Origin of the sequence: Bacillus gaemokensis (assembly GCF_001590835.1) — a bacterium.
Classification (GTDB): domain Bacteria; phylum Bacillota; class Bacilli; order Bacillales; family Bacillaceae_G; genus Bacillus_A; species Bacillus_A gaemokensis.
Genome location: NZ_LTAQ01000001.1, coordinates 182,995 through 205,755, shown reverse-complemented (window position 1 = coordinate 205,755; position 22,761 = coordinate 182,995). Strand labels below are relative to the sequence as shown.

General features: G+C 38.3%; 22 protein-coding genes and 1 other annotated feature. Of the genes, 20 read left to right on the top strand and 2 right to left on the bottom strand.

Annotated features, from left to right (window positions below):
- The first annotated feature begins 107 nt into the window (after positions 1–107).
- The 20 genes from pgeF (at position 108) to pyrE (ending at position 20,772) form a co-directional block, all read left to right on the top strand.
- A complete protein-coding gene (pgeF, locus tag AZF08_RS01020) occupies positions 108–917 on the top strand; it encodes a peptidoglycan editing factor PgeF (RefSeq protein ID WP_033672166.1) in 810 nt (269 codons plus the stop codon).
- A 5-nt stretch (positions 918–922) separates the two neighbouring features.
- Positions 923–1,597, top strand: a complete 675-nt coding sequence (locus tag AZF08_RS01015) for a YggS family pyridoxal phosphate-dependent enzyme (protein WP_033672165.1) — start codon at positions 923–925, stop codon at positions 1,595–1,597.
- A gap of 19 nt (positions 1,598–1,616) precedes the next feature.
- Positions 1,617–2,087, top strand: a complete 471-nt coding sequence (locus tag AZF08_RS01010; protein WP_033672164.1) for a cell division protein SepF — start codon at positions 1,617–1,619, stop codon at positions 2,085–2,087.
- 6 nt (positions 2,088–2,093) lie between these two features.
- Positions 2,094–2,357, top strand: coding sequence for a YggT family protein (locus tag AZF08_RS01005; RefSeq protein WP_033672163.1), 264 nt, complete (start codon positions 2,094–2,096; stop codon positions 2,355–2,357).
- Positions 2,358–2,372: 15 nt separating this feature from the next.
- Positions 2,373–3,146 carry a YlmH family RNA-binding protein gene (locus AZF08_RS01000; RefSeq protein WP_033672162.1) on the top strand — a complete coding sequence of 258 codons (774 nt, stop codon included), beginning with the start codon at positions 2,373–2,375 and terminating at the stop codon, positions 3,144–3,146.
- A 91-nt stretch (positions 3,147–3,237) separates the two neighbouring features.
- Positions 3,238–3,744 carry a septum site-determining protein DivIVA gene (gene divIVA, locus AZF08_RS00995; RefSeq protein ID WP_001131610.1) on the top strand — a complete coding sequence of 169 codons (507 nt, stop codon included), beginning with the start codon at positions 3,238–3,240 and terminating at the stop codon, positions 3,742–3,744.
- A 51-nt stretch (positions 3,745–3,795) separates the two neighbouring features.
- Positions 3,796–4,019, top strand: a binding site (T-box leader).
- 74 nt (positions 4,020–4,093) lie between these two features.
- Complete coding sequence (gene ileS2, locus AZF08_RS00990) at positions 4,094–6,859, top strand: isoleucine--tRNA ligase (protein ID WP_033672161.1); 2,766 nt, start codon at positions 4,094–4,096, stop codon at positions 6,857–6,859.
- 248 nt (positions 6,860–7,107) lie between these two features.
- The gene (locus AZF08_RS00985) at positions 7,108–7,437 is read left to right on the top strand and encodes a TraR/DksA C4-type zinc finger protein (protein ID WP_033672160.1); all 330 of its coding nucleotides are present in this window, start codon (positions 7,108–7,110) and stop codon (positions 7,435–7,437) included.
- Positions 7,438–7,560: 123 nt separating this feature from the next.
- A complete protein-coding gene (gene lspA / locus AZF08_RS00980) occupies positions 7,561–8,019 on the top strand; it encodes a lipoprotein signal peptidase LspA (protein WP_033672159.1) in 459 nt (152 codons plus the stop codon).
- Between the two features lie 4 nt (positions 8,020–8,023).
- On the top strand, positions 8,024–8,932 hold the full coding sequence (locus AZF08_RS00975; RefSeq protein ID WP_033672158.1) for an RluA family pseudouridine synthase: 909 nt from the start codon (positions 8,024–8,026) through the stop codon (positions 8,930–8,932).
- 204 nt (positions 8,933–9,136) lie between these two features.
- The gene (gene pyrR, locus AZF08_RS00970) at positions 9,137–9,679 is read left to right on the top strand and encodes a bifunctional pyrimidine operon transcriptional regulator/uracil phosphoribosyltransferase (RefSeq protein WP_001156487.1); all 543 of its coding nucleotides are present in this window, start codon (positions 9,137–9,139) and stop codon (positions 9,677–9,679) included.
- Between the two features lie 147 nt (positions 9,680–9,826).
- Positions 9,827–11,110, top strand: a complete 1,284-nt coding sequence (gene uraA, locus AZF08_RS00965; RefSeq protein ID WP_033672157.1) for a uracil permease — start codon at positions 9,827–9,829, stop codon at positions 11,108–11,110.
- A gap of 148 nt (positions 11,111–11,258) precedes the next feature.
- Positions 11,259–12,173, top strand: coding sequence for an aspartate carbamoyltransferase (gene pyrB, locus AZF08_RS00960; RefSeq protein WP_033672156.1), 915 nt, complete (start codon positions 11,259–11,261; stop codon positions 12,171–12,173).
- Positions 12,157–13,443, top strand: coding sequence for a dihydroorotase (pyrC, locus tag AZF08_RS00955; RefSeq protein ID WP_033672155.1), 1,287 nt, complete (start codon positions 12,157–12,159; stop codon positions 13,441–13,443). The genes pyrB and pyrC overlap by 17 nt, the downstream gene beginning before the upstream one ends.
- The gene (locus tag AZF08_RS00950) at positions 13,440–14,537 is read left to right on the top strand and encodes a carbamoyl phosphate synthase small subunit (protein ID WP_033672154.1); all 1,098 of its coding nucleotides are present in this window, start codon (positions 13,440–13,442) and stop codon (positions 14,535–14,537) included. Before pyrC ends, AZF08_RS00950 begins: the two co-directional genes overlap by 4 nt.
- Positions 14,522–17,740, top strand: coding sequence for a carbamoyl-phosphate synthase large subunit (gene carB / locus AZF08_RS00945; RefSeq protein WP_033672153.1), 3,219 nt, complete (start codon positions 14,522–14,524; stop codon positions 17,738–17,740). The genes AZF08_RS00950 and carB overlap by 16 nt, the downstream gene beginning before the upstream one ends.
- Entirely contained in the window at positions 17,737–18,516 is a 780-nt protein-coding gene (gene pyrK / locus AZF08_RS00940; protein ID WP_033672152.1) for a dihydroorotate oxidase B electron transfer subunit, read from the top strand. Before carB ends, pyrK begins: the two co-directional genes overlap by 4 nt.
- On the top strand, positions 18,513–19,442 hold the full coding sequence (pyrD, locus tag AZF08_RS00935; RefSeq protein ID WP_033672151.1) for a dihydroorotate oxidase B catalytic subunit: 930 nt from the start codon (positions 18,513–18,515) through the stop codon (positions 19,440–19,442). The genes pyrK and pyrD overlap by 4 nt, the downstream gene beginning before the upstream one ends.
- Positions 19,427–20,143, top strand: a complete 717-nt coding sequence (pyrF, locus tag AZF08_RS00930; protein WP_033672150.1) for an orotidine-5'-phosphate decarboxylase — start codon at positions 19,427–19,429, stop codon at positions 20,141–20,143. Before pyrD ends, pyrF begins: the two co-directional genes overlap by 16 nt.
- Positions 20,140–20,772 (top strand): orotate phosphoribosyltransferase, encoded by a 633-nt coding sequence (gene pyrE, locus AZF08_RS00925; protein WP_033672149.1) that lies wholly within the window; start codon positions 20,140–20,142, stop codon positions 20,770–20,772. The genes pyrF and pyrE overlap by 4 nt, the downstream gene beginning before the upstream one ends.
- 177 nt (positions 20,773–20,949) lie before the next feature.
- Here the strand turns inward: pyrE and AZF08_RS00920 are convergent, their stop codons facing one another.
- A complete protein-coding gene (locus tag AZF08_RS00920; protein ID WP_033672148.1) occupies positions 20,950–21,201 on the bottom strand; it encodes a YbeF family protein in 252 nt (83 codons plus the stop codon).
- A 165-nt stretch (positions 21,202–21,366) separates the two neighbouring features.
- Positions 21,367–22,752 (bottom strand): hypothetical protein, encoded by a 1,386-nt coding sequence (locus AZF08_RS00915; protein WP_033672147.1) that lies wholly within the window; start codon positions 22,750–22,752, stop codon positions 21,367–21,369.
- Positions 22,753–22,761 lie beyond the last annotated feature (9 nt).

The window sequence follows — 22,761 nt, the reverse complement described above, 5'->3', positions numbered from 1 at the left end:
CAAATTCCTCTTTTTTTTCTGTTGTCATTATGGAAAAATAAAAGTATGGTAAAATAGACAGGAAGTACCATGATTTTTATGTTATTTTAATTAGAAGGAGCCGCTTTATGAGAGAACCATTTAAATATGTGGACGGTATATTGTATTTACAAGCTTGGGAAGAACTTGGAAACATTACTGCTGGCTTTACGACAAAAGATGGTGGGGTAAGTACAGGCTCCTTTCACGCGATGAATTTAGGATTACATGTGAATGATATCATCGAGAATGTTCATGAAAATAGACGGATTTTAGCGAACAAGTTACAAAAGCCATTAGAAACTTGGATTTGTTCAGAACAAGTTCATGATCATCATGTTGAAAAAGTAGGACACGGGGAAAAAGGGCGAGGAATCTATTTGTATGAAGACGGTATTTCAAATACAGATGGTATTTATACGACTGATAGAGATGTGTGTTTAACATCTTGTTATGCCGATTGTGTTCCACTCTATTTCTATGCACCATCACATGGCATGATAGGACTTGCACATGCTGGATGGAAGGGAACTGTAAAAGGAATTGTAAAAGAAATGATTCAAAAGTGGAATGCGGAAGGAGTACTAGTTCAAGAGATTCATGTTGCAATTGGACCAGCTATTGGGTCATGTTGTTATGTTGTTGATGATCGTGTATTAGAAGCAGCAAAACAAGCGGTAGACGGACCTGTTCCATATAAATTGATTTCAGATGGGCAATATGCAATTGATTTAAAAGAAGTTAATCGCATATTATGCATACAAACTGGCATAAAAGAAGAGCATATTGTGATGTCGTCTCTTTGTACAAGCTGTGAAGAACAAATGTTTTTCTCGCATCGCCGTGATCAAGGGAAAACGGGAAGAATGTTGAGTTTCATAGGCTTTAAGGAGGAGTGAAAACAGTGGCAGTACAAGAAAATTTAGCAGTTGTAAATGAAGAAATTAAAAAGGCATGTGAACGAGCACAACGCCCAGTGCAAAATATTAAGCTTGTAGCAGTGACAAAAACAGTAGGAATTGAAAAAACAAATGAAGTAGTAGAAGCTGGACTTACTGATTTAGGTGAGAACCGAAATGAAGGGTTTTTACAAAAATATGAGCATTTTGGCTCGGAAGTAAATTGGCATTTCATCGGTTCATTACAAACGAGAAAAGTAAAAGAAATAATCAATAAGATTAATTATTTACATTCATTAGATCGCCTTTCTCTTGCAAAAGAGATTCAAAAGCGTGCTACAAAGAAGGTTCGATGTTTTGTACAAGTGAAAACATCATCTGAAGAATCAAAGCAAGGGTTATTGCCGGAGGAAACGATTACGTTTATTCGTGATTTGCAAGGCTTTGATAAAATTGAGGTTGTTGGATTGATGACAATGGCACCATTTACAGGTGAAGATGAAGAGGTTCGTCGATGCTTTAAGGCATTGCGTATGTTACAAAAACAAGTGCAAGGATTAGAGCTACCATACGCTCCATGCGAAGAGTTATCGATGGGAATGTCAAATGATTACACGATTGCAATTGAGGAAGGCGCTACATATATTCGTTTGGGGACGATTCTAGTAGGAAAAGCGTAAAAGGAAGGAGAATGTTATTATGAGTTGGTCAAAAGTAAAATACTTCTTTTTTGACACTCCGGAAGAAAAGGAAGCTCAATATGCTTATGAAAAGGAGCGAACAGAAGTGAAAAAACAACAAGATCCACCGCAGAAACAGCAGGACATCCCACTTACAAAAGCACAGCCAAAACAAAATATTGTGAGTATTGAAACGGCTAAACAGTCTTCTAAAGTTGTTTTATTAGAGCCGCGCACATACTCAGAAGCGCAAGGTATTGCGGATCATTTAAAAGGGAGACGGGCTGTTGTTATTAATTTACAAAGAATGTCAACAGACCAAGCTGTGCGTATGATTGACTTTTTAAGTGGTACTGTATACGCTATAGGCGGGGATATTCAAAAGTTAGGACCGAAAACATTTATTTGTACCCCTGAGACTGTTGATATTGTTGGGGCTATTTCTGAGTTGTTCGGTGAAGAGGAAGAGACAAATATAAAGAGGTGGTAATACGCCATGACAACGATTTTACAAGTATTGCTCTATGCCATTGAGATTTATTCTTGGGCGCTTATTATCTATATTCTTCTATCTTGGTTTCCGGGAGCAAGAGAATCAACATTTGGTGATTTCCTCGCACGTATCTGTGAACCATACTTAGAGCCGTTTCGGAGATTTATTCCGCCTTTTGGTATGATCGATATCTCTCCAATTGTTGCAATTATTGCATTGAAGCTTGCTAGAGGCGGTTTAGTGAGCCTGTTTCAATATTTCTTGTAGCGAGAGGTTGAATGAATGAGCATCTATGAGCATTTTAGACCTGAAGAAGCGGTCTTTGTAGATAAAGCATTAGAATGGAAACAAGCAGCTGAAGAGTACCATCAAGTGAAATTAACAGATTTTCTTGATCCGCGCCAACAGCAAATTGTTGCTACGGTGATTGGACAGCAAGGGGATGCTGCTTTACAGTTTGGTGGTGCTACCCCGAAGGCGGAAAGAAAAAGAGCTCTTATATATCCAGAGTATCTTGAATTAAAAGAAGAAGCATTTCAAGTAGAAGTATTAGAAATTGACTATCCTTCCAAATTTTACACACTTGAACATAGGCAAATATTAGGTGCATTTATGTCTCTTGGCTTAACGAGAGAAAAGTGTGGAGATATTTTTCTTCAAGAAAATCGTGCCCAAATTGTAGTTGCAAAAGAAGTTGTTTCATACATTGAAATGAATTTACAATCGATAGGAAAAATGAAGGTCTCACTCTCTCCTGTACAAGTAGAGCGAGTATTATGCATACAAGAAGAATGGAGAGAACAGTCTGGAACTGTTTCATCACTTCGCCTTGATGTCTTACTGGCTGAAATGCTTCATATATCACGTCAAAAAATGCAGTCACTTATAAAGAATGGTCTTGTGAAGGTGAATTGGAAAGTTGTAGAACAAACTTCGTATGAATGTTTTCCGGGTGATGTATTTTCAGTTAGGGGATACGGCCGTAGTAAATTATTTTCTGTAGAAGGAAAAACGAAACGCGACAAATGGAGAGTTTTGTATGGTATACTAAAATGATTGGTTTTTTAGAAGGAAATTCTCTTATTTTGTCGAAGAAAAGATATAATTAAAAGAGGAAAATTTAGATAACTACTTGGAGGTGGCGTTTGTGCCGTTAACACCATTAGATATTCATAATAAAGAATTCGGTCGCGGATTCCGTGGCTATGATGAAGATCAAGTAAATGAGTTCCTTGATCAAATCATTAAAGATTATGAATTAGTCATTCGTGAGAAAAAAGCTTTAGAAGAAAAAGTTGCCCAACTAGAAGGGAAATTAGATCATTTTTCTAACATTGAAGATACGTTGAACAAATCTATCGTTGTTGCGCAGGAAGCAGCGGAAGAAGTAAAACGTAATGCACAAAAAGAAGCAAAATTAATTGTGCGTGAAGCAGAAAAGAATGCAGATCGTATCATTAACGAAGCTTTAGTGAAATCAAGAAAAGTTGCATTTGATATTGAAGAACTAAAGAAACAAGCAAAAGTATTCCGCACACGTTTCCGTATGCTATTAGAAGCGCAGCTTGAAATGTTAAACAACGATGATTGGGACAAGTTAATTGAGTTAGAAGACGAAGTAGACGAGCTGTTGAAAAAAGAAGAAACAGTGTAAGCTTGACGTTTTTCTCATTATTACATATAATTTTAAACAACATATTTATTAAGAAAAACGAAGATAGGGATAAGTACCTTTTTCATACCTTATATAGCGAACTGAGGATGGTGTAAGCTCAGGATAAGGAGGATAATGGGAAGATCACCCTGGAGTTCCGCGCTGAACAAAGAAGTAAGCGTAGGCGTATATTCGCGTTAAGAATATAAGAGGACTTTGTACATATGTGCATGGTCTACTAGGGTGGTACCGCGGGAGACTTTCTCGTCCCTTTTTGGGGATGAGAAAGTCTCTTTTTTATTCCATTTTTTAAGGGTCTTTCTTTTATATATTCGAGGAGGAATTGAGCATGGAGTACAAAAATACATTACTAATGCCGAAAACAGAATTCCCAATGCGTGGGAATTTACCAAAACGTGAGCCTGCAATGCAAGAACAGTGGGCTGAAATGAATATTTACGAAAAAGTACAAGAACATACAAAAGGTCGTCCTTTATTTGTGCTGCATGATGGCCCTCCATATGCGAATGGTGACATTCATATGGGACATGCATTAAATAAAGTATTAAAAGATTTCATTGTTCGTTACAAATCGATGACAGGTTACTGTGCACCATATGTACCAGGGTGGGATACACACGGTTTACCAATTGAACAAGCTTTAACGAATAAAGGGGTAAAGCGTAAAGAAATGACGGTTGCGGAATTCCGTAAATTATGTGCAGAGTATGCATATGAACAAGTAAATCGTCAACGTGAGCAATTTAAACGTCTTGGTGTACGAGCAGATTGGGACAACCCATATATCACTTTAGAGCCAGCTTATGAAGCACAACAAATTAAAGTGTTTGGCGATATGGCGAAAAAAGGTTATATCTATAAAGGACAAAAACCAGTTTATTGGTCTCCGACAAGTGAATCAGCTTTAGCTGAAGCTGAAATTGAATACAAAGATAAAAAATCAGCATCTATTTACGTGGCATTCCCTGTAAAAGACGGAAAAGACGTATTAGAAGGCGACGAGAAATTTATCATTTGGACGACAACACCTTGGACATTACCAGCAAACTTAGGTATCTCTGTGCATCCAGAGCTTGAATATAGCATTGTAAAAGTAAATGATGAAAAATATATTATTGCTTCTGAACTATTTGACACAGTTTCAAAAACGTTAGAGTGGGAAAATACTGAAGTTGTGAAAACAGTTAAGGGTAACGAACTTGAGTATACAGTTGCAAAGCATCCATTCTATGACCGTGATTCTTTAGTTATGCTTGGTGAGCACGTTACAACAGATGCTGGTACAGGTTGTGTACATACGGCGCCTGGACACGGGGAAGACGATTTCCTTGTTGGTAAGCAATATGGATTAGAAGTTCTTTGCCCAGTGGATGATAAAGGTGTATTAACGAGTGAAGCACCTGGATTCGAAGGTTTATTCTACGATAAAGCGAATAAGCCAATCACAGAAAAACTAGAAGAAGTTGGCGCGTTATTAAAATTAACATTTATTACGCATTCTTATCCACATGACTGGAGAACGAAAAAACCAATTATCTTCCGTGCGACAGCGCAATGGTTTGCATCTATTGAAGCATTCCGTAGTGAGTTATTAGAAGCAGTTGCAGAAACAAAATGGGTACCAGCATGGGGTGAAACACGCCTTCATAATATGGTTCGTGATCGTGGTGATTGGTGTATTTCTCGTCAACGTGCATGGGGTGTACCGATTCCTGTCTTCTATGCAGAGAATGGCGATCCAATTATTACAGATGAAACAATTAATCATGTAGCAGATTTATTCCGTGAGAACGGTTCTAACGTATGGTTTGAGCGTGAAGCAAAAGATTTATTACCAGAAGGATTTACACATCCATCTAGTCCAAATGGTGAATTCCGTAAAGAAACAGACATTATGGACGTATGGTTTGACTCAGGTTCTTCTCACCAAGCTGTATTAGAAGAGCGTGATGACCTACAACGCCCAGCAGATTTATATCTAGAAGGATCTGACCAATATCGTGGTTGGTTTAACTCTTCGTTATCAACTGCAGTTGCAGTAACAGGTAAAGCTCCATATAAAGGCGTTTTAAGTCATGGCTTTGTACTAGACGGTGAAGGTCGTAAAATGAGTAAATCTATCGGAAACATTGTTGTACCGAAGAAAATTATGGATCAATTAGGTGGAGACATTTTACGGTTATGGGTATCTTCTGTTGATTATCAATCTGATGTACGTATTTCAGATGATATCTTAAAACAAGTTGCAGAAGTATATCGTAAAATCCGTAATACATTCCGTTTCTTATTAGGAAACCTAGCTGACTTTAATCCAAGTCAAGACGCAGTAGCAAAAGCTGAACTACGTGAAGTGGATTGCTATATGTTAGTGAAATTAAATGATTTAATTACAAAAGTAAAAGAAGCATATGAAACATATGATTTTGCGGCAGTATATCATGCAATTCATAACTTCTGCACAATTGACTTAAGCTCATTCTATTTAGACTTTGCAAAAGATATTCTATACATCGAAGCTGCAGATCATCAGGATCGCCGTGCGATCCAAACGGTACTTTACGATGTTCTTGTTGCATTAACAAAACTTGTAACACCAATCTTACCTCATACAGCTGATGAAGTATGGCCATATATTCCTGGTGTTACTGAAGAAAGCGTTCAGTTAACTGATATGCCAGAGGCTGTGGAATTAGATGGTTCTAAAGAACTAAAATCTAAATGGGATGCATTCATGCACCTTCGTGATGACGTTTTAAAAGCATTGGAAGTTGCTCGTAATGAAAAAGTAATTGGTAAGTCATTAAATGCAAGTATTACACTGTATCCAACTGTAGAAATGAAGCAAATGTTAGAATCTATTAGCGAAGATTTAAAACAATTGTTTATTGTTTCTGAGTATAAACTTGGTGGAACGATAGAAGAAGCTCCAGCAGGTGCTCCAAAATATGAATTCACAGCTGTGGGTGTAACACAAGCAACTGGTGAAACATGTGAACGTTGTTGGGTTGTTTCTGAAACAATTGGTAAAGATGCTGAGCATGAAACATTATGTGAGCGTTGTGCAACAGTTGTAAAAGAAAATTATGTGAAATAATGATATGATAAAAAACTGACTGCTATTACGGCAGTCAGTTTTTTTATAGCAAGTAATGTTATTTGTCATTGAGATCAGTTATTCATAAAGTAAGGAGAGTTGAGGATTAATAATAAGTGGGGAATGAAAAGTACCCTGGTGATCAAATTTTCGTTTTCTCACTTTCTTGTGAAGGAAAAATGTGTGAGCGGTAAGCGGGTGGATTTCGGACACACTAACGGTACATTGCAGCCAGGAGGAATGTACACGTGAATGAAATTTATATGGAAATCAGAGAAGAATTACAATTGATGAGAAAAGAACTACAGGAGAGACTGGCGAAAGAAGCGATAGAGACTTATCAGGTGGAATTTGGACAGGAATTAGGCTATGAACCGAAGGAAGATGAAAAAAAGAAATTATTTTTACATGATATAAGAGAAGATCTAAAAGATGTTGAGCGAGCGTTGTTTAAAATGGACATCGATATGTATGGTATTTGTGAGGAAACTGGAAAATATATTCCTGTAAAGCAGATGAAAACGATGCCAACGGCTCGTGCGATCAGTGAATTCTTATATGAAAAGATAAATGTGTGATATGCACAACGATATTATGTTACCTTTTTTCATTTTATTTTATTCTTCTATAAAGGTTCATTGTGAAAAGGTAGCAGCTATGCTAAAATTTTGAGGTACACTGTCTTTGTGGGGGAAATGAAAATGATATATTATTTAATAGCGTTATTTGTCATTGCCATCGATCAAATATCGAAATGGCTAATTGTAAAGAACATGGAATTAGGTACAAGTATCCCGATTATCGATAATGTATTATACATAACATCACATCGGAACAGAGGGGCTGCCTGGGGCATTTTAGAAAATAAAATGTGGTTCTTCTATATTATTACAGTTGTTTTTGTAGGATTTATTGTATTTTATATGAAAAAGTACGCAAAAACTGATAAACTCCTAGGGATTTCATTAGGTCTTATTTTAGGCGGAGCAATTGGCAACTTTATTGATCGCGTATTTAGACAAGAAGTGGTGGATTTCATTCACGTGTATATTTTTTCATACAACTATCCAGTCTTTAATATAGCTGATTCAGCTTTATGTATTGGGGTTGTATTGATTATTATTCAAACATTATTAGAAGGAAAGAAAATGAAGGAGTAATTGAATGAGTGAAGTAGTACAAGTAACAGTTTCAGAAGAACAAAAGAGTGAACGCATTGATAAATTTCTTGCGGGAGTTAATAATGAATGGTCACGTTCACAAGTACAACAATGGATTAAAGACGGTGTTGTAACCGTAAATGGAAATGACATTAAAGGGAATTATAAAGTAAAAGTGAATGATGAGATTTCAGTAGCGATTCCAGAGCCAGAAGAGCTTGATGTTTTGCCAGAAGATATGAATTTAGAAATTCATTATGAGGATGCGGACGTGCTTGTTGTAAATAAACCACGTGGTATGGTTGTGCACCCTGCTCCAGGTCATACAAGTGGTACTCTTGTAAATGGACTAATGCACCACTGTACAGACTTATCTGGTATTAATGGTGTTATGCGTCCTGGTATTGTACACCGTATTGATAAGGACACTTCTGGTCTATTAATGGTTGCCAAAAATGATATGGCACATGAATCTCTTGTAAATCAACTTGTGGAAAAAACAGTAACAAGACGCTACAAAGCAATTGTTCACGGGGTGATTCCACATGATAAAGGAACAATTGATGCTCCGATTGGTCGTGATAAGAAGGAGCGTCAAAGTATGACGGTTGATGAGAATGGTAAGCACGCTGTTACACATTTCCAAGTGTTAGAACGTTTCAAGGACTTTACGCTAGTTGAATGTCGTTTAGAAACAGGGCGTACGCACCAAATCCGTGTTCATATGAAATATATTGGTTATCCACTTGCGGGAGATCCAAAATATGGTCCGAAAAAAACATTAGATATAAACGGACAAGCGCTTCATGCAGGAATATTAGGATTTGATCATCCTCGCACAGGTGAATATGTTGAATTTGAAGCACCAGTACCAGCAGTATTTGAAGAAGTCTTACATGTTTTACGGAAATAGTATTGACAAAACGAATAAAAGCTGAGATACTAGCAACAGTTAAATAATGATCCTTTAACACAGCCCCGTGAGGTTGAGAAGGTAACGGTTTGAAATACTTAGGGTATACTTATACCCTTTTTTTCAAAAGTCCTCTCGCACACGCTGAGAGGACTTTTTTTATAAGATTCCTCTCACGTAAGAAAAAGCTTGGAGGTGTAAAGAATGCAAGAAAAAGCTGTTGTTCTAGATGACCAAATGATTCGCCGCGCTTTAACACGCATCAGTCATGAAATTGTGGAACGTAATAAAGGTGTCGATAATTGTGTTCTTGTCGGAATTAAAACACGAGGGATTTTTATTGCACAGCGTTTAGCGGAACGCATTGGTCAAATTGAAGGAAAAGAAATAGAAGTAGGGGAGTTAGACATTACGTTATATCGTGATGATTTAACATTACAATCCAAAAACAAAGAACCGCTTGTAAAAGGTTCAGATATCCCTGTAGATATTACGAAGAAAAAAGTTATTCTTGTGGATGATGTATTATATACAGGTAGAACAGTTCGAGCAGCAATGGATGCTCTTATGGATTTAGGTAGACCATCACAAATCCAACTGGCTGTTCTTGTAGACAGAGGTCACCGTGAATTACCAATTCGTGCTGACTATGTAGGAAAGAACATTCCAACATCAAGTGAAGAACGTATTGAAGTTGATCTGCAAGAGACAGATCAACAAGATCGAGTAAGCATATACGATAAGTAAAGCCCTTTTAAATGTAGTCCTGTGAGGCTGCCAAAGGGTCTTGGCTTTCATATGTCAAATTTGGCATATGAAAGTATAGGACTCTTTGTGCACAGGGCACAAAGAGTTTTTTTATTGCAAATTTTTAAACTGAAGGAGGATGTAACAATGGAACAAAAGCCAGTGTTAGACATTCATGAAGTACCGAAACCGGGAAAATGGTTATTTTTAAGTATACAACATTTGTTCGCGATGTTTGGATCAACAGTGCTTGTTCCGTTTTTAACAGGACTGAATCCATCAGTGGCTTTAATCTCAAGTGGATTAGGAACACTAGCGTTCCTTCTTATAACAAAAGGTCAAGTACCAGCGTATCTTGGATCGTCATTCGCGTTTATTGCACCGATTATTACAGCAAAGACAGCAGGTGGACCAGGAGCGGCAATGCTTGGTGGTTTACTAGCAGGACTTGTTTACATCTTAATTTCACTAGGAATTAAGAAATCGGGATCAGCATGGATTATGAAATTACTTCCACCAATTGTAGTGGGGCCAGTTGTAATGGTTATCGGGTTAGCATTAGCACACACAGCTGTTAATATGGCAATGAATGGTGCGGATGGTAAGTATAGTTTTACACACTTCTCAGTGGCACTAGTAACACTTGCGATTACAATCATTTGCTCTATATTCGGAAGAGGATTTTTCAGTATCATCCCAGTATTATTAGGGATTATTGGAGGATATATCTTCGCTTACTTCCAAGGTTTAGTAGACTTAAAGCCAGTAGTTGAGGCAAAGTGGTTTGATGTACCAGACTTTATAGTACCGTTTGTAACTTACACTCCAGAGTTTTCATGGAAGATTGTACTCTTAATGGTACCAGTTGCATTAGTGACAATTTCAGAACACATTGGACACCAAATTGTTCTAGGGAATGTTATTAAAAAAGACTTAATTGAAAAACCAGGTTTGCATCGCTCGATTTTTGGGGATGGAGTAGCAACATTAATCGCATCAGCAATTGGTGGGCCACCGAATACAACATACGGTGAAAACATCGGTGTACTGGCCATTACGAGAGCATATAGCGTATACTTGTTCATCGGATCAGCAGTGTTCGCGATTATGTTCGGATTTATCGGTAAGATTTCAGCACTGATTCACTCGATTCCAACACCGGTTATGGGCGGGGTATCAATTTTACTCTTCGGAGTCATTGCATCTAGTGGTTTACGCATGATGGTAGATGATAAAACAGACTTAAGCGATAAACGAAACTTAATGATTGCATCAGTCATTCTTGTAATCGGTATTGGTGGTGCAGTACTTCATGTCGGAGAATCATTCCAAGTAGAAGGAATGGCACTAGCAGCAATCGTTGGTGTACTGTTAAACCTACTGTTACCAGAAACGAAACAGAAACAACAATCTAAGCAGATTGCTTCATAAAAACAACCTTTTAATTCAGTCCTGTGAGACAGAAAAGGGTGGCGTCTTTCTTGCACCCTAGTCTCACATGGCTAGGGTATTTTTATGCAGTTATTGTTATATAAATACAAAAGTGTTATCATAAAAATCAGAAAGATGAGGGATGACAATGAGCCATTTGTTAACGATGAGTGAATTATCGAAACAAGAGATTTCAGAAATCCTAAAAGACGCAGAAGATTTTGCGAATGGGAAAGAGACAAAAACTACAGAGCAAACATTTGTAGCGAACTTGTTCTTTGAGAATAGTACGAGAACAAAGTTTAGCTTCGAAGTTGCTGAGAAGAGATTAGGACTGGATGTATTAAATTTCTCAGCAGATTCATCTAGCGTCCAAAAAGGAGAAACATTATACGATACGATAAGAACACTAGAATCAATCGGAACAAAAGCAGTAGTCATCCGTCACGAGCAAGACCGCTACTTCGATGAACTAAAAGATCAAGTAAATATTCCAATCTTAAATGCGGGAGATGGATGTGGAAATCATCCAACGCAATGTCTGCTGGATCTTCTAACAATTAAGCAAGAGTTTGGAAGATTTGAAGGGTTAAAGATTGCGATTGTTGGAGATATTCGCCATAGCCGTGTAGCACGCTCCAATGCTGAAGCTTTAATGAAACTAGGAGCAACAATTTACTTTGCTAGCCCAGAAGAGTGGAAAGATGAAGTAAATACATTTGGAACATACAAAAGTTTAGATGAACTTGTTCCAGAAGTTGATGTAATGATGTTACTTCGTGTGCAACATGAGCGTCATGATCATTATGAAACAGACATCATGAAAGAGTATCATGAGCAGCACGGATTAACAACTGAACGAGAAAAACGTATGAAACAAGGAAGCATTATTATGCATCCAGCTCCTGTAAATCGAGATGTAGAAATTGCAAGTGAACTCGTTGAGTGTGAACGCTCACGCATTTTCAAACAGATGGAAAACGGGGTTTACGTAAGAATGGCTGTACTAAAACGCGCATTACCAAATGTATTAGGAGGAATGAAACATGAATTATTTGTTTAAAAATGGACGTTACCTAAATGAAGAAGGAAAAATCGCAGCAACAGATCTTCTTGTACAAAATGGTAAAATTGCGAAAGTAGCAGAAAATATTACGGCAGAAAATGCTGAAGTAATCGATGTAAATGGAAAATTAATCGCACCTGGATTAGTAGATGTACACGTTCATCTTCGCGAACCAGGTGGTGAACATAAAGAAACAATTGAAACGGGTACACTTGCGGCAGCAAAGGGTGGATTTACAACAATTTGTGCAATGCCAAATACACGCCCAGTACCAGATAGCAAAGAACATATGGAAGACTTGCAAAAGCGAATTAAAGAAAAAGCACATGTAAACGTCTTACCATATGGAGCGATTACAGTGCGTCAAGCAGGTTCTGAAATGACAGATTTTGAAACATTAAAAGAACTTGGAGCATTCGCGTTTACTGATGATGGAGTAGGCGTACAAGATGCGAGCATGATGCTAGCTGCTATGAAACGTGCAGCAAAATTAAATATGGCAGTCGTTGCACACTGTGAAGAAAATACGTTAATTAATAAAGGTTGTGTACATGAAGGGAAGTTTTCTGAGAAACATGGATTAAACGGTATCCCATCAGTATGTGAATCTGTACATATTGCCCGGGACATATTACTTGCTGAAGCAGCAGATTGTCACTATCACGTATGTCACGTAAGTACAAAAGGATCGGTACGAGTAATCCGTGATGCAAAACGCGCTGGAATTAAAGTGACAGCAGAAGTAACACCGCATCACTTAGTATTATGTGAAGATGATATCCCAGGTGTTGATCCAAACTTTAAAATGAACCCACCGCTTCGTGGAAAAGAAGACCATGAAGCTTTAATTGAAGGATTATTAGATGGAACAATTGATATAATCGCAACAGACCATGCGCCACATGCAGCAGAAGAAAAAGCACAAGGTATTGAAAGAGCACCATTTGGAATTACTGGTTTTGAAACAGCATTCCCACTACTATATACAAACCTTGTGAAAAAAGGAATTATCACATTAGAGCAGTTGATTCAATTCTTAACAGAAAAACCAGCTGATACATTTGGTTTAGAAGTAGGTCGTCTACAAGAAGGAAGAGCGGCTGATATTACAATTATCGATTTAGAACAAGAAGAAGAGATTGATCCAACAACATTCTTATCAAAAGGAAAAAATACGCCATTTGCAGGCTGGAAATGTCAAGGTTGGCCGGTTATGACAGTAGTTGGCGGTAAGATCGCATGGCAAAAGGAGAGTGCATTAGTATGAAAAGACAGCTTATCTTAGAAGATGGAACAGTATTAATTGGAAAAGGCTTCGGCGGAGAAATTGAAAAATCAGGTGAAGTCGTATTTACAACAGGAATGACAGGATACCAAGAAACATTATCTGATCCATCATATTGCGGTCAAATTGTAACGTTTACGTACCCATTAATCGGAAATTATGGAATTAACCGTGACGACTTTGAATCAATTCAGCCATCTGTACACGGCTTAATCGTAAATGAAATTTGTGATCATCCATCTAACTTCCGTAACGAAATTTCATTAGATGAGTATTTAAAAGGAAGAAATATTCCAGGACTCGCAGGAATTGATACAAGAAAGTTAACGAGAAAAATTCGTCAATATGGTACTTTGCGCGGACGCCTTTGTAACATGGATGTAGACGTGGATTATATTGTTAGTCAATTAAAAGCAACAGTCTTTACAGATCATGTGAAGCGTGTATCAACAAAGGATCCATATCCAAGCCCAGGCCGTGGCCATCGTGTTGTACTTGTTGACTTCGGAATGAAGCATGGTATTTTACGCGAATTAAATAAACGTGATTGCGATGTGATCGTTGTTCCTTATAATACATCGGCAGAAGAAATTCTACGTTTAAGTCCAGATGGAATTATGCTAAGTAATGGACCTGGAGATCCAAAAGATGTACCAGAAGCAATCGAAATGTTACAAGGGATTATTGGAAAAGTACCGTTATTCGGAATTTGTCTTGGACATCAATTGTTCGCTCTAGCATCTGGTGCGAATACAATCAAATTAAAATTCGGTCACCGTGGTTTAAACCATCCTGTAAAACATGTAGCAACAGGAAAAGTAGCAATTACTTCTCAAAACCATGGTTATGCAGTAGAAGAAGAATCAGTTAAAAGTACAGATCTTGAAATTACACATGTTGCTTTAAATGACGGAACAGTAGAAGGTCTTCGTCATACGAAGTTTCCAGCATTTACAGTACAATATCATCCAGAAGCATCAGCAGGACCAGAAGATGCGAATGATTTGTTTGAAGATTTCTTAACAATGATTGAAAGCTTTAAGAAAGAAGGGGAAGAGTTATGCCAAAACGCCTAGACATTAACACAATTTTAGTAATCGGATCAGGACCAATTGTAATCGGGCAAGCAGCCGAGTTTGATTATTCTGGAACACAAGCTTGTCAATCTCTTAGAGAAGAAGGTTACAAAGTTATCCTTGTAAACTCAAACCCAGCAACAATTATGACAGATACTGCAACTGCAGATAAAGTATATATTGAGCCATTAACATTAGAGTTTGTAAGTCGCATTATTCGTAAAGAACGTCCGGATGCAATCTTACCAACGCTTGGTGGACAAACAGGCTTAAATATGGCTGTTGAACTTGCCAAATCAGGTGTATTAGAAGAGTGTGGAGTGGAAATTTTAGGAACGAAATTATCAGCAATTGAGCAAGCGGAAGATCGTGATTTATTCCGTACATTAATGCAGGAATTAAATGAGCCAATTCCATCTAGTACAATTATTCACACGCTAGAAGAAGCACATGAATTTGTAAAAGAAATTGGTTATCCGGTTATTGTTCGCCCAGCATTCACAATGGGAGGAACAGGCGGCGGAATTTGTAATGATGAAGAAGAACTAATTGAAATTGTCTCAGGTGGATTAAAACATAGTCCAGTAACACAATGTTTACTAGAAAAAAGCATCGCAGGTTGTAAAGAAATTGAATATGAAGTAATGCGTGATGCAAACGACAATGCCATCGTAGTATGTAACATGGAAAATATTGATCCAGTTGGTGTACATACAGGAGACTCCATCGTTGTTGCGCCAAGTCAAACGCTAAGTGATCGCGAATATCAAATGCTTCGTAATACATCATTAAAAATTATTCGTGCACTTGGCATCGAGGGTGGATGTAACGTTCAGCTAGCACTTGATCCGCATAGTTTCCAGTATTACGTAATCGAAGTAAATCCACGTGTAAGTCGCTCATCTGCACTAGCATCTAAAGCGACAGGATATCCGATTGCAAAATTGGCAGCAAAAATAGCAGTTGGCTTAACACTTGATGAAATTATAAACCCAGTTACACAAAAAACTTACGCATGCTTTGAGCCGGCATTAGATTATGTCGTTTCGAAAATTCCACGCTGGCCGTTTGATAAGTTTGAATCAGCGAACAGAACGCTTGGTACACAAATGAAAGCGACTGGAGAAGTTATGTCTATCGGTCGTAACCTAGAACAGTCATTGTTAAAGGCGATTCGCTCTCTAGAGCTTGGTATTTATCATTTAGAGCTAGATCATCTAAAAGAACTTGATAAAGAAACAATGAAAAAACGCATTATAAAAGCAGATGATGAACGCTTGTTCATCGTAGCAGAAGCAATTCGTCAAGGCGTAACGAAGAAAGAAATTAACGAATGGTGTGAAATGGACTTCTTCTTCTTACAAAAAGTCGAAAATATCGTCAACATGGAACGTATTGTGAAAGAGCATGTAGGCGATATGGAAGTGTTACAAGAAGCGAAAGTAATGGGCTTTAGTGATCATTATATTGCAGCAGCATGGAACAAAACAGCGCGTGAAGTATACGACATGCGTAAAGAAAGCAATATGATTCCAGTATACAAAATGGTAGATACTTGCGCGGCAGAATTTGAATCTGCAACACCATACTACTACAGCACATATGGTGATGAAAATGAATCAATTGTTACGGATCGTAAAAGTGTAGTTGTTCTTGGGTCTGGTCCAATCCGTATTGGTCAAGGTGTTGAATTTGATTATGCAACAGTACATTCTGTATGGGCGATTAAAGAAGCTGGGTATGAAGCGATTATTGTAAATAACAACCCAGAAACAGTTTCAACAGACTTTAGTATCTCTGACAAATTATACTTTGAACCATTAACAATTGAAGATGTGATGCACATTATCGATTTAGAGAAACCAGAAGGTGTTATTGTTCAGTTCGGTGGACAAACAGCAATTAACTTAGCTGCAAAATTAGAAGAACACGGTGTGAAGATTCTAGGTACATCACTTGAAGATTTAGATCGTGCAGAAGACCGTGATAAATTCGAAGCAGCACTTACACAATTAGGCATCCCGCAGCCAGTTGGTAAAACAGCAACAACAGTAGAACAAGCGGTAGCAAATGCTGAAGAAATTGGCTATCCAGTACTTGTAAGACCGTCTTATGTACTTGGTGGGCGTGCGATGGAAATTGTATATCGTCAAGAAGAATTACTGCACTATATGAAAAATGCAGTGAAAGTTCATGCGGAGCATCCGGTATTAATTGACCGTTACATGGTCGGGAAAGAAATTGAAGTAGATGCAATTTCAGACGGTGAGAATGTATACATTCCAGGTATCATGGAGCATATTGAGCGAGCTGGTGTTCACTCAGGTGACTCAATCGGTGTATATCCACCGCAAAGTATATCTGAAAAAATTAAAGAACAAATCATTGAAAATACAATTTCACTTGCAAGAGGATTAAATATCATTGGATTACTAAATATCCAGTTTGTTGTGTTCAGAGATGAAGTATATGTACTAGAAGTAAACCCACGCGCGAGCCGTACAGTACCATTTTTAAGCAAAATTACAGGCGTACCGATGGCAAACATCGCAACGAAAGTAATTCTAGGCGTATCATTAGTAGAACAAGGATACAAAACAGGCTATCACCCTGAAGAGAAAGAAGTATATGTAAAAGCACCGGTATTCTCTTTTGCAAAACTGCGTTCGGTTGATACAACATTAGGACCTGAAATGAAATCAACAGGAGAAGTAATGGGGAAAGACATGACGCTTGAAAAAGCGTTATACAAAGGTCTTGTTGCTTCTGGAATTAGTATTCCAACACATGGATCTGTCATCATCACGGTTGCGGATAAAGACAAAGAAGAAGCAATGGAAATCGCGAAACGCTTCCATGAGATTGGCTATAACTTATTAGCGACAGCAGGAACAGCAAAAACATTAACAGAGCAAAACATTCCAGTTCAAGTTGTAAACAAAATTGATTCTGAAGACTACAACTTACTTGATATCATTCGTCAAGGAAAAGCACAGTTTGTCATCAATACATTAACAAAAGGAAAACAACCAGCGCGTGATGGTTTCCGTATTCGCCGTGAGTCTGTAGAGAATGGTGTAGCTTGCTTAACATCACTTGATACAACAAGAGCGATTCTAAGAGTGTTAGAATCTATGACATTCTCAGCTCACGCAATGAAAGAAATCGCGCCAACGAAACGTCACGAGGTGGTACATGCATGATGCAAAAGCAAAATATGGTTGTCGTTAACCAAAAAGAAATCGCAAAAAACATTTACGAATTAGTGCTTCAAGGAAATCTTGTACAGCAAATGAACGAACCAGGGCAGTTTGTACACATTAAAGTAGCAGAAGGCATTACGCCTCTGCTGCGCCGCCCAATTAGTATTTGTAACGTTGATCAAAAGAAAAACGAATTTACAATGCTATATCGTGCGGAAGGACAAGGAACAAAAACGCTAGCAAAGAAAAAGCAAGGTGAACTTGTAGACGTATTAGGACCATTAGGCCATGGATTTCCTGTAGAAGAAGCGGAAGCTGGACAGACAGCTCTATTAGTAGGCGGCGGAATTGGTGTACCTCCACTTTATGAGTTATCACAACGTTTGGTTGCAAAAGGAGTACGTGTCATTCACATCTTAGGTTTCCAAACAAAAGATGTTGTCTTCTACGAAGAGAAATTTGCAGAGCTTGGTGATACGTATGTTGCAACAGTTGATGGTACGCATGGTACAAGAGGATTTGTAACAGATGTTATCGATGCGTATGGAATTGACTTTGACATTTTATACTCATGTGGTCCTCTTGCGATGTTACGAGCATTAGAAGGTCGCTACAAAGAGAAAAAAGCCTACATTTCACTAGAAGAACGTATGGGCTGCGGTATTGGGGCATGTTTCGCATGTGTATGCCACTTGCAAGAAGATCCAAGTGGACATTCTTATAAGAAGGTGTGCAGCGACGGACCAGTATTTCCAATCGGGGAGGTTGTACTATGAACAGATTGCAAGTTGAATTACCAGGATTATCATTAAAAAATCCAATCATCCCAGCATCTGGCTGCTTCGGATTTGGTCGTGAGTACGCACAGTTTTATGATTTAAGCGTACTTGGATCCATTATGATTAAAGCAACGACAGAGCAACCCCGTTTTGGAAATCCAACGCCGCGTGTAGCTGAAACACCAGGCGGAATGCTAAATGCCATTGGACTTCAAAACCCTGGGCTAGAAAAGGTAATGAATGCAGAATTACCTTGGCTAGAGCAATTCGATCTTCCGATTATCGCAAACGTTGCTGGTTCACAAGCTGAGGACTATGTAGCGGTTGCAAAGGAAATTTCGAAAGCACCAAATGTTCATGCGCTAGAATTAAATATTTCTTGTCCAAACGTAAAAACGGGTGGTATCGCTTTTGGTACTGTCCCAGAAATTGCTGCTGATTTAACGAAGCGAGTAAAAGAGGTTTCTGAAGTACCGGTATATGTGAAATTGTCACCGAACGTGGCAAACATTGTGGAGATTGCAAAGGCAATCGAAAATGCAGGTGCGGACGGGTTAACGATGATTAATACATTGCTTGGTATGCGTCTAGATTTAAAAACAGCAAAACCAATTTTAGCAAACCGTACAGGTGGATTATCAGGGCCTGCAATTAAGCCGGTAGCGATCCGTATGGTACATGAAGTAAGTCAAGCGGTTAACATTCCGATTATCGGAATGGGCGGTGTTGAATCAGCGGAAGATGTAATTGAGTTCTTCTACGCTGGTGCAAGCGCAGTTGCAGTTGGTACAGCGAACTTTGTGGATCCGTTCGTATGTCCGACAATTATTGAAGAATTACCAGCATTATTAGATGAACTAGGGTTCGACCACATTTCGGAATGTCAAGGAAGGAGCTGGAAACAAACATGTCACAGTCTTTAATCGTTGCACTGGATTTTCCAGGTAAAGCAGAGGTAGAACAGTTTTTACATCACTTTGAAGGGGAACAATTATTTGTCAAAGTTGGTATGGAGCTATTTTACAAAGAGGGACCTGCTATTATTACGTACTTAAAAGAAAAAGGACATCAAATTTTTCTAGATTTAAAGCTTCATGATATTCCGAATACAGTAAAAAGCGCAATGCGCAGCCTAGCTAGTCTAGATGTTGATATGGTAAATGTTCATGCTGCTGGGGGAAGCAGCATGATGAAAGCTGCGCTTGAGGGATTAGAGGAAGGTAAGCAAGAAGGAAAAGAGAGGCCGATTTGTATTGCAGTTACACAACTAACAAGTACATCGGAAGCTATGATGAAAAAAGAGATTGGCATTGAGAAAACGTTAGAAGAAGCGGTTACTCATTATGCAAAATTAACGAAAGAAAGCGGACTTGATGGCGTTGTTTGTTCAACGCTAGAAGTACCAAAATTACGTGAAGTATGTGGCCCTGGATTTGTAACAGTAACACCGGGGATTCGTCTTGCAAGCGATGATGTGAATGATCAAGTGCGCGTGGCAACACCAAAACGTGCGAGGGAACTTGGTTCAAGTTACATTGTAGTGGGACGTAGTATTACAAAAGCAGAAAATCCGCTTGAAGCGTATAAAACAGTAAAACAACAGTGGGAAGGTGTAACAATATGAAAAAAGAAATCGCATCTCATTTATTAGAAATTGGAGCAGTATTTTTACAACCAAATGATCCATTTACATGGTCTTCTGGTATGAAATCACCAATTTATTGTGATAATCGCTTAACGTTATCCTATCCAAAAGTGCGTCAAGCAATTGCAGCAGGATTAGAAGAATTAATTCAAGAACACTTCCCAACTGTAGAAGTTATTGCCGGAACAGCAACTGCTGGTATTGCACATGCTGCCTGGGTAAGTGATCGTATGAATTTACCAATGTGCTACGTACGTAGTAAAGCAAAAGGTCATGGTAAAGGGAACCAGATTGAAGGAAAAGCAGAAAAAGGTCAAAAGGTAGTCGTAGTAGAAGACTTAATTTCAACTGGTGGTAGTGCAATTACTTGTGTAGAGGCACTTCGCGAGGCAGGTTGTGAAGTATTAGGAATTGTATCAATCTTCACGTATGAGCTTGAAGCAGGAAAAGAAAAATTAGCAACAGCAAATGTAGCGTCATATTCACTAAGCGACTACAGTGCATTAACTGAAGTAGCAGCAGAAAAAGGTATGATCGGACAAGCTGAAACAAAGAAATTACAAGAGTGGCGTACAAATCCAGCTGATGAGGCATGGATTACAGCGTAACAAAGAAAACACGACTGCGGGGGGAAACGCGGTCGTGTTTTCTCATAGAAAATAAGGTAGGTAATAAAAAAATCCTTTCATAGATAAGTTATAGTATTTGTAAAAGTTCATAATCGAGTAAAGTACCCTCAATATCAAAGAAAATCATAAATGGAGCTCTTTAAATGAAATTTTTCATTAAGTCCTCTCTACAGCTTCATACCCCTTTACAAATAATAAAGTCATATAAGAAACGATAAATGAGAAAATGCTATACATGCCAACCCAAAAGAAAAATAGTGGGGTAAACAATATAACTCCTAATATAAGAAAAATAGCAAACGTTACAATTGGCATTACGTAATACGTTCTTGTTCTACGCGTTCCAATTACTGAAACAATAAAGATAAGTAATGGACAAACAAATAAGACGAAAATCAATTCATTCATGGTCATGTCCCCTTTTCTTAAGAAGTAATGTGTTGCTTGGAAACGTTTTGAAATAATTGTTCTCCTAATATAATTTCGATATATGCTTCAAAACCCCCTTCTAAAATCAGTATATTCAAACTATTTTTACAAGAAAGCGGTAAGCAAAGAAAACATTGCTTACCGTTATAAAAGAAACATCGCTACAATCGTAGTAACAATTAATCCGATAATGACCGGTAAAAAGTTTCGCCGTGCGAGTTCAAATGGATCCACTTTACAAATCGCTGCTGCAGGAATGAGTGCCCATGGAATTAATGTACCGCCCCCGGTCCAGACTGCAGCTACTTGCCCAAGTGCTGTTAATGTAGCTGTTCCATGCCCAAGTGCTGTTCCAAAAAGACTTGCGATAGAGCCGGCAAGGGAAATACCAGAGAAGCCAGAGCCATCTAAACCAGTGATGGCACCAACACCAGTTAATGTTACCGCAGATATATATGGATTGAGAGGGACAGTTTGTGATAAGGAAATCCCTAAATCGTTAATAATTCCGTGTGATCCTTTTGGTAAATAGTCTCCAATGATTTTGACAAAACCACTGTCTCCTAAATAAAAGAGTGCTGCAATGGGGATGACTGGACCAAAAATTTTAAAACCAAATTGGAGGCCCTCTATAAAGTACTCGGTTGTTTTATCGAGTCCTTTTCTCTTATATGCAATGAGGGAGATGATAATAATCATAACAACAGTCGTTCCTCCAATAAGTGCTGTTGCATCCCCGCCTTGTAAATGAAATCGAATCATACAAAGAATATCAATGGCATAAATGATAGGGATACAAATTGCAAGCCACTTTTTAACGCGAGGAGTAAGAGCGGTGAGGTTTTTTGGTGCTTCAGTAGGAGCTATATGATTTGTATACAATGCACCTTTGTTAAATTCTTTTCGTAAGAAGAAAAAAGCGACAGTCGTTGTCACGACTCCCATGACAATAACGAGGGGAACGCTGGCAGAAACAACACTAGAAACAGGAAGACCAGCAGCATCTGCGGTTAATTTGGGAGCACCTTGGATAACGAAGTCACCTGATAAAGCAATTCCGTGACCAAATAAGTTCATAGCAATCGCTACACCGATTGGCGGGAGACCGACGCGAATGGCAACTGGTAACAAAATTGCTCCCATTAACGCAACAGCAGGAGATGGCCAAAAGAAGAAGGAAATGGTCATCATTAAGAGACCGACAATCCAGTAGGCAAGAGTAGGTGTACGGATCATTTTTGTAAATGGTGAAATCATCGTATCATTAATCCCTGTATGCACGAGTAGATTACTCATCGAAACAATAATAGAGATAATTAAAATAGTTGGTAGTAGTTCGGTAATGGCATAAATAAAGCTTTGAAAGATGCCGCTAACGGCAAGAGGAATGGAATATGTCGCGGTTAGACCTAATAAAAAGATAAAAACGATACAAATAATTGTCGTATCTTTTCGCAGAATAAAAAAAGTGATAATTGTAAGTAAACAAAGAATATAAATGGCGTGCAGAATTGTTAATTCTACTCCCATGATGATCAC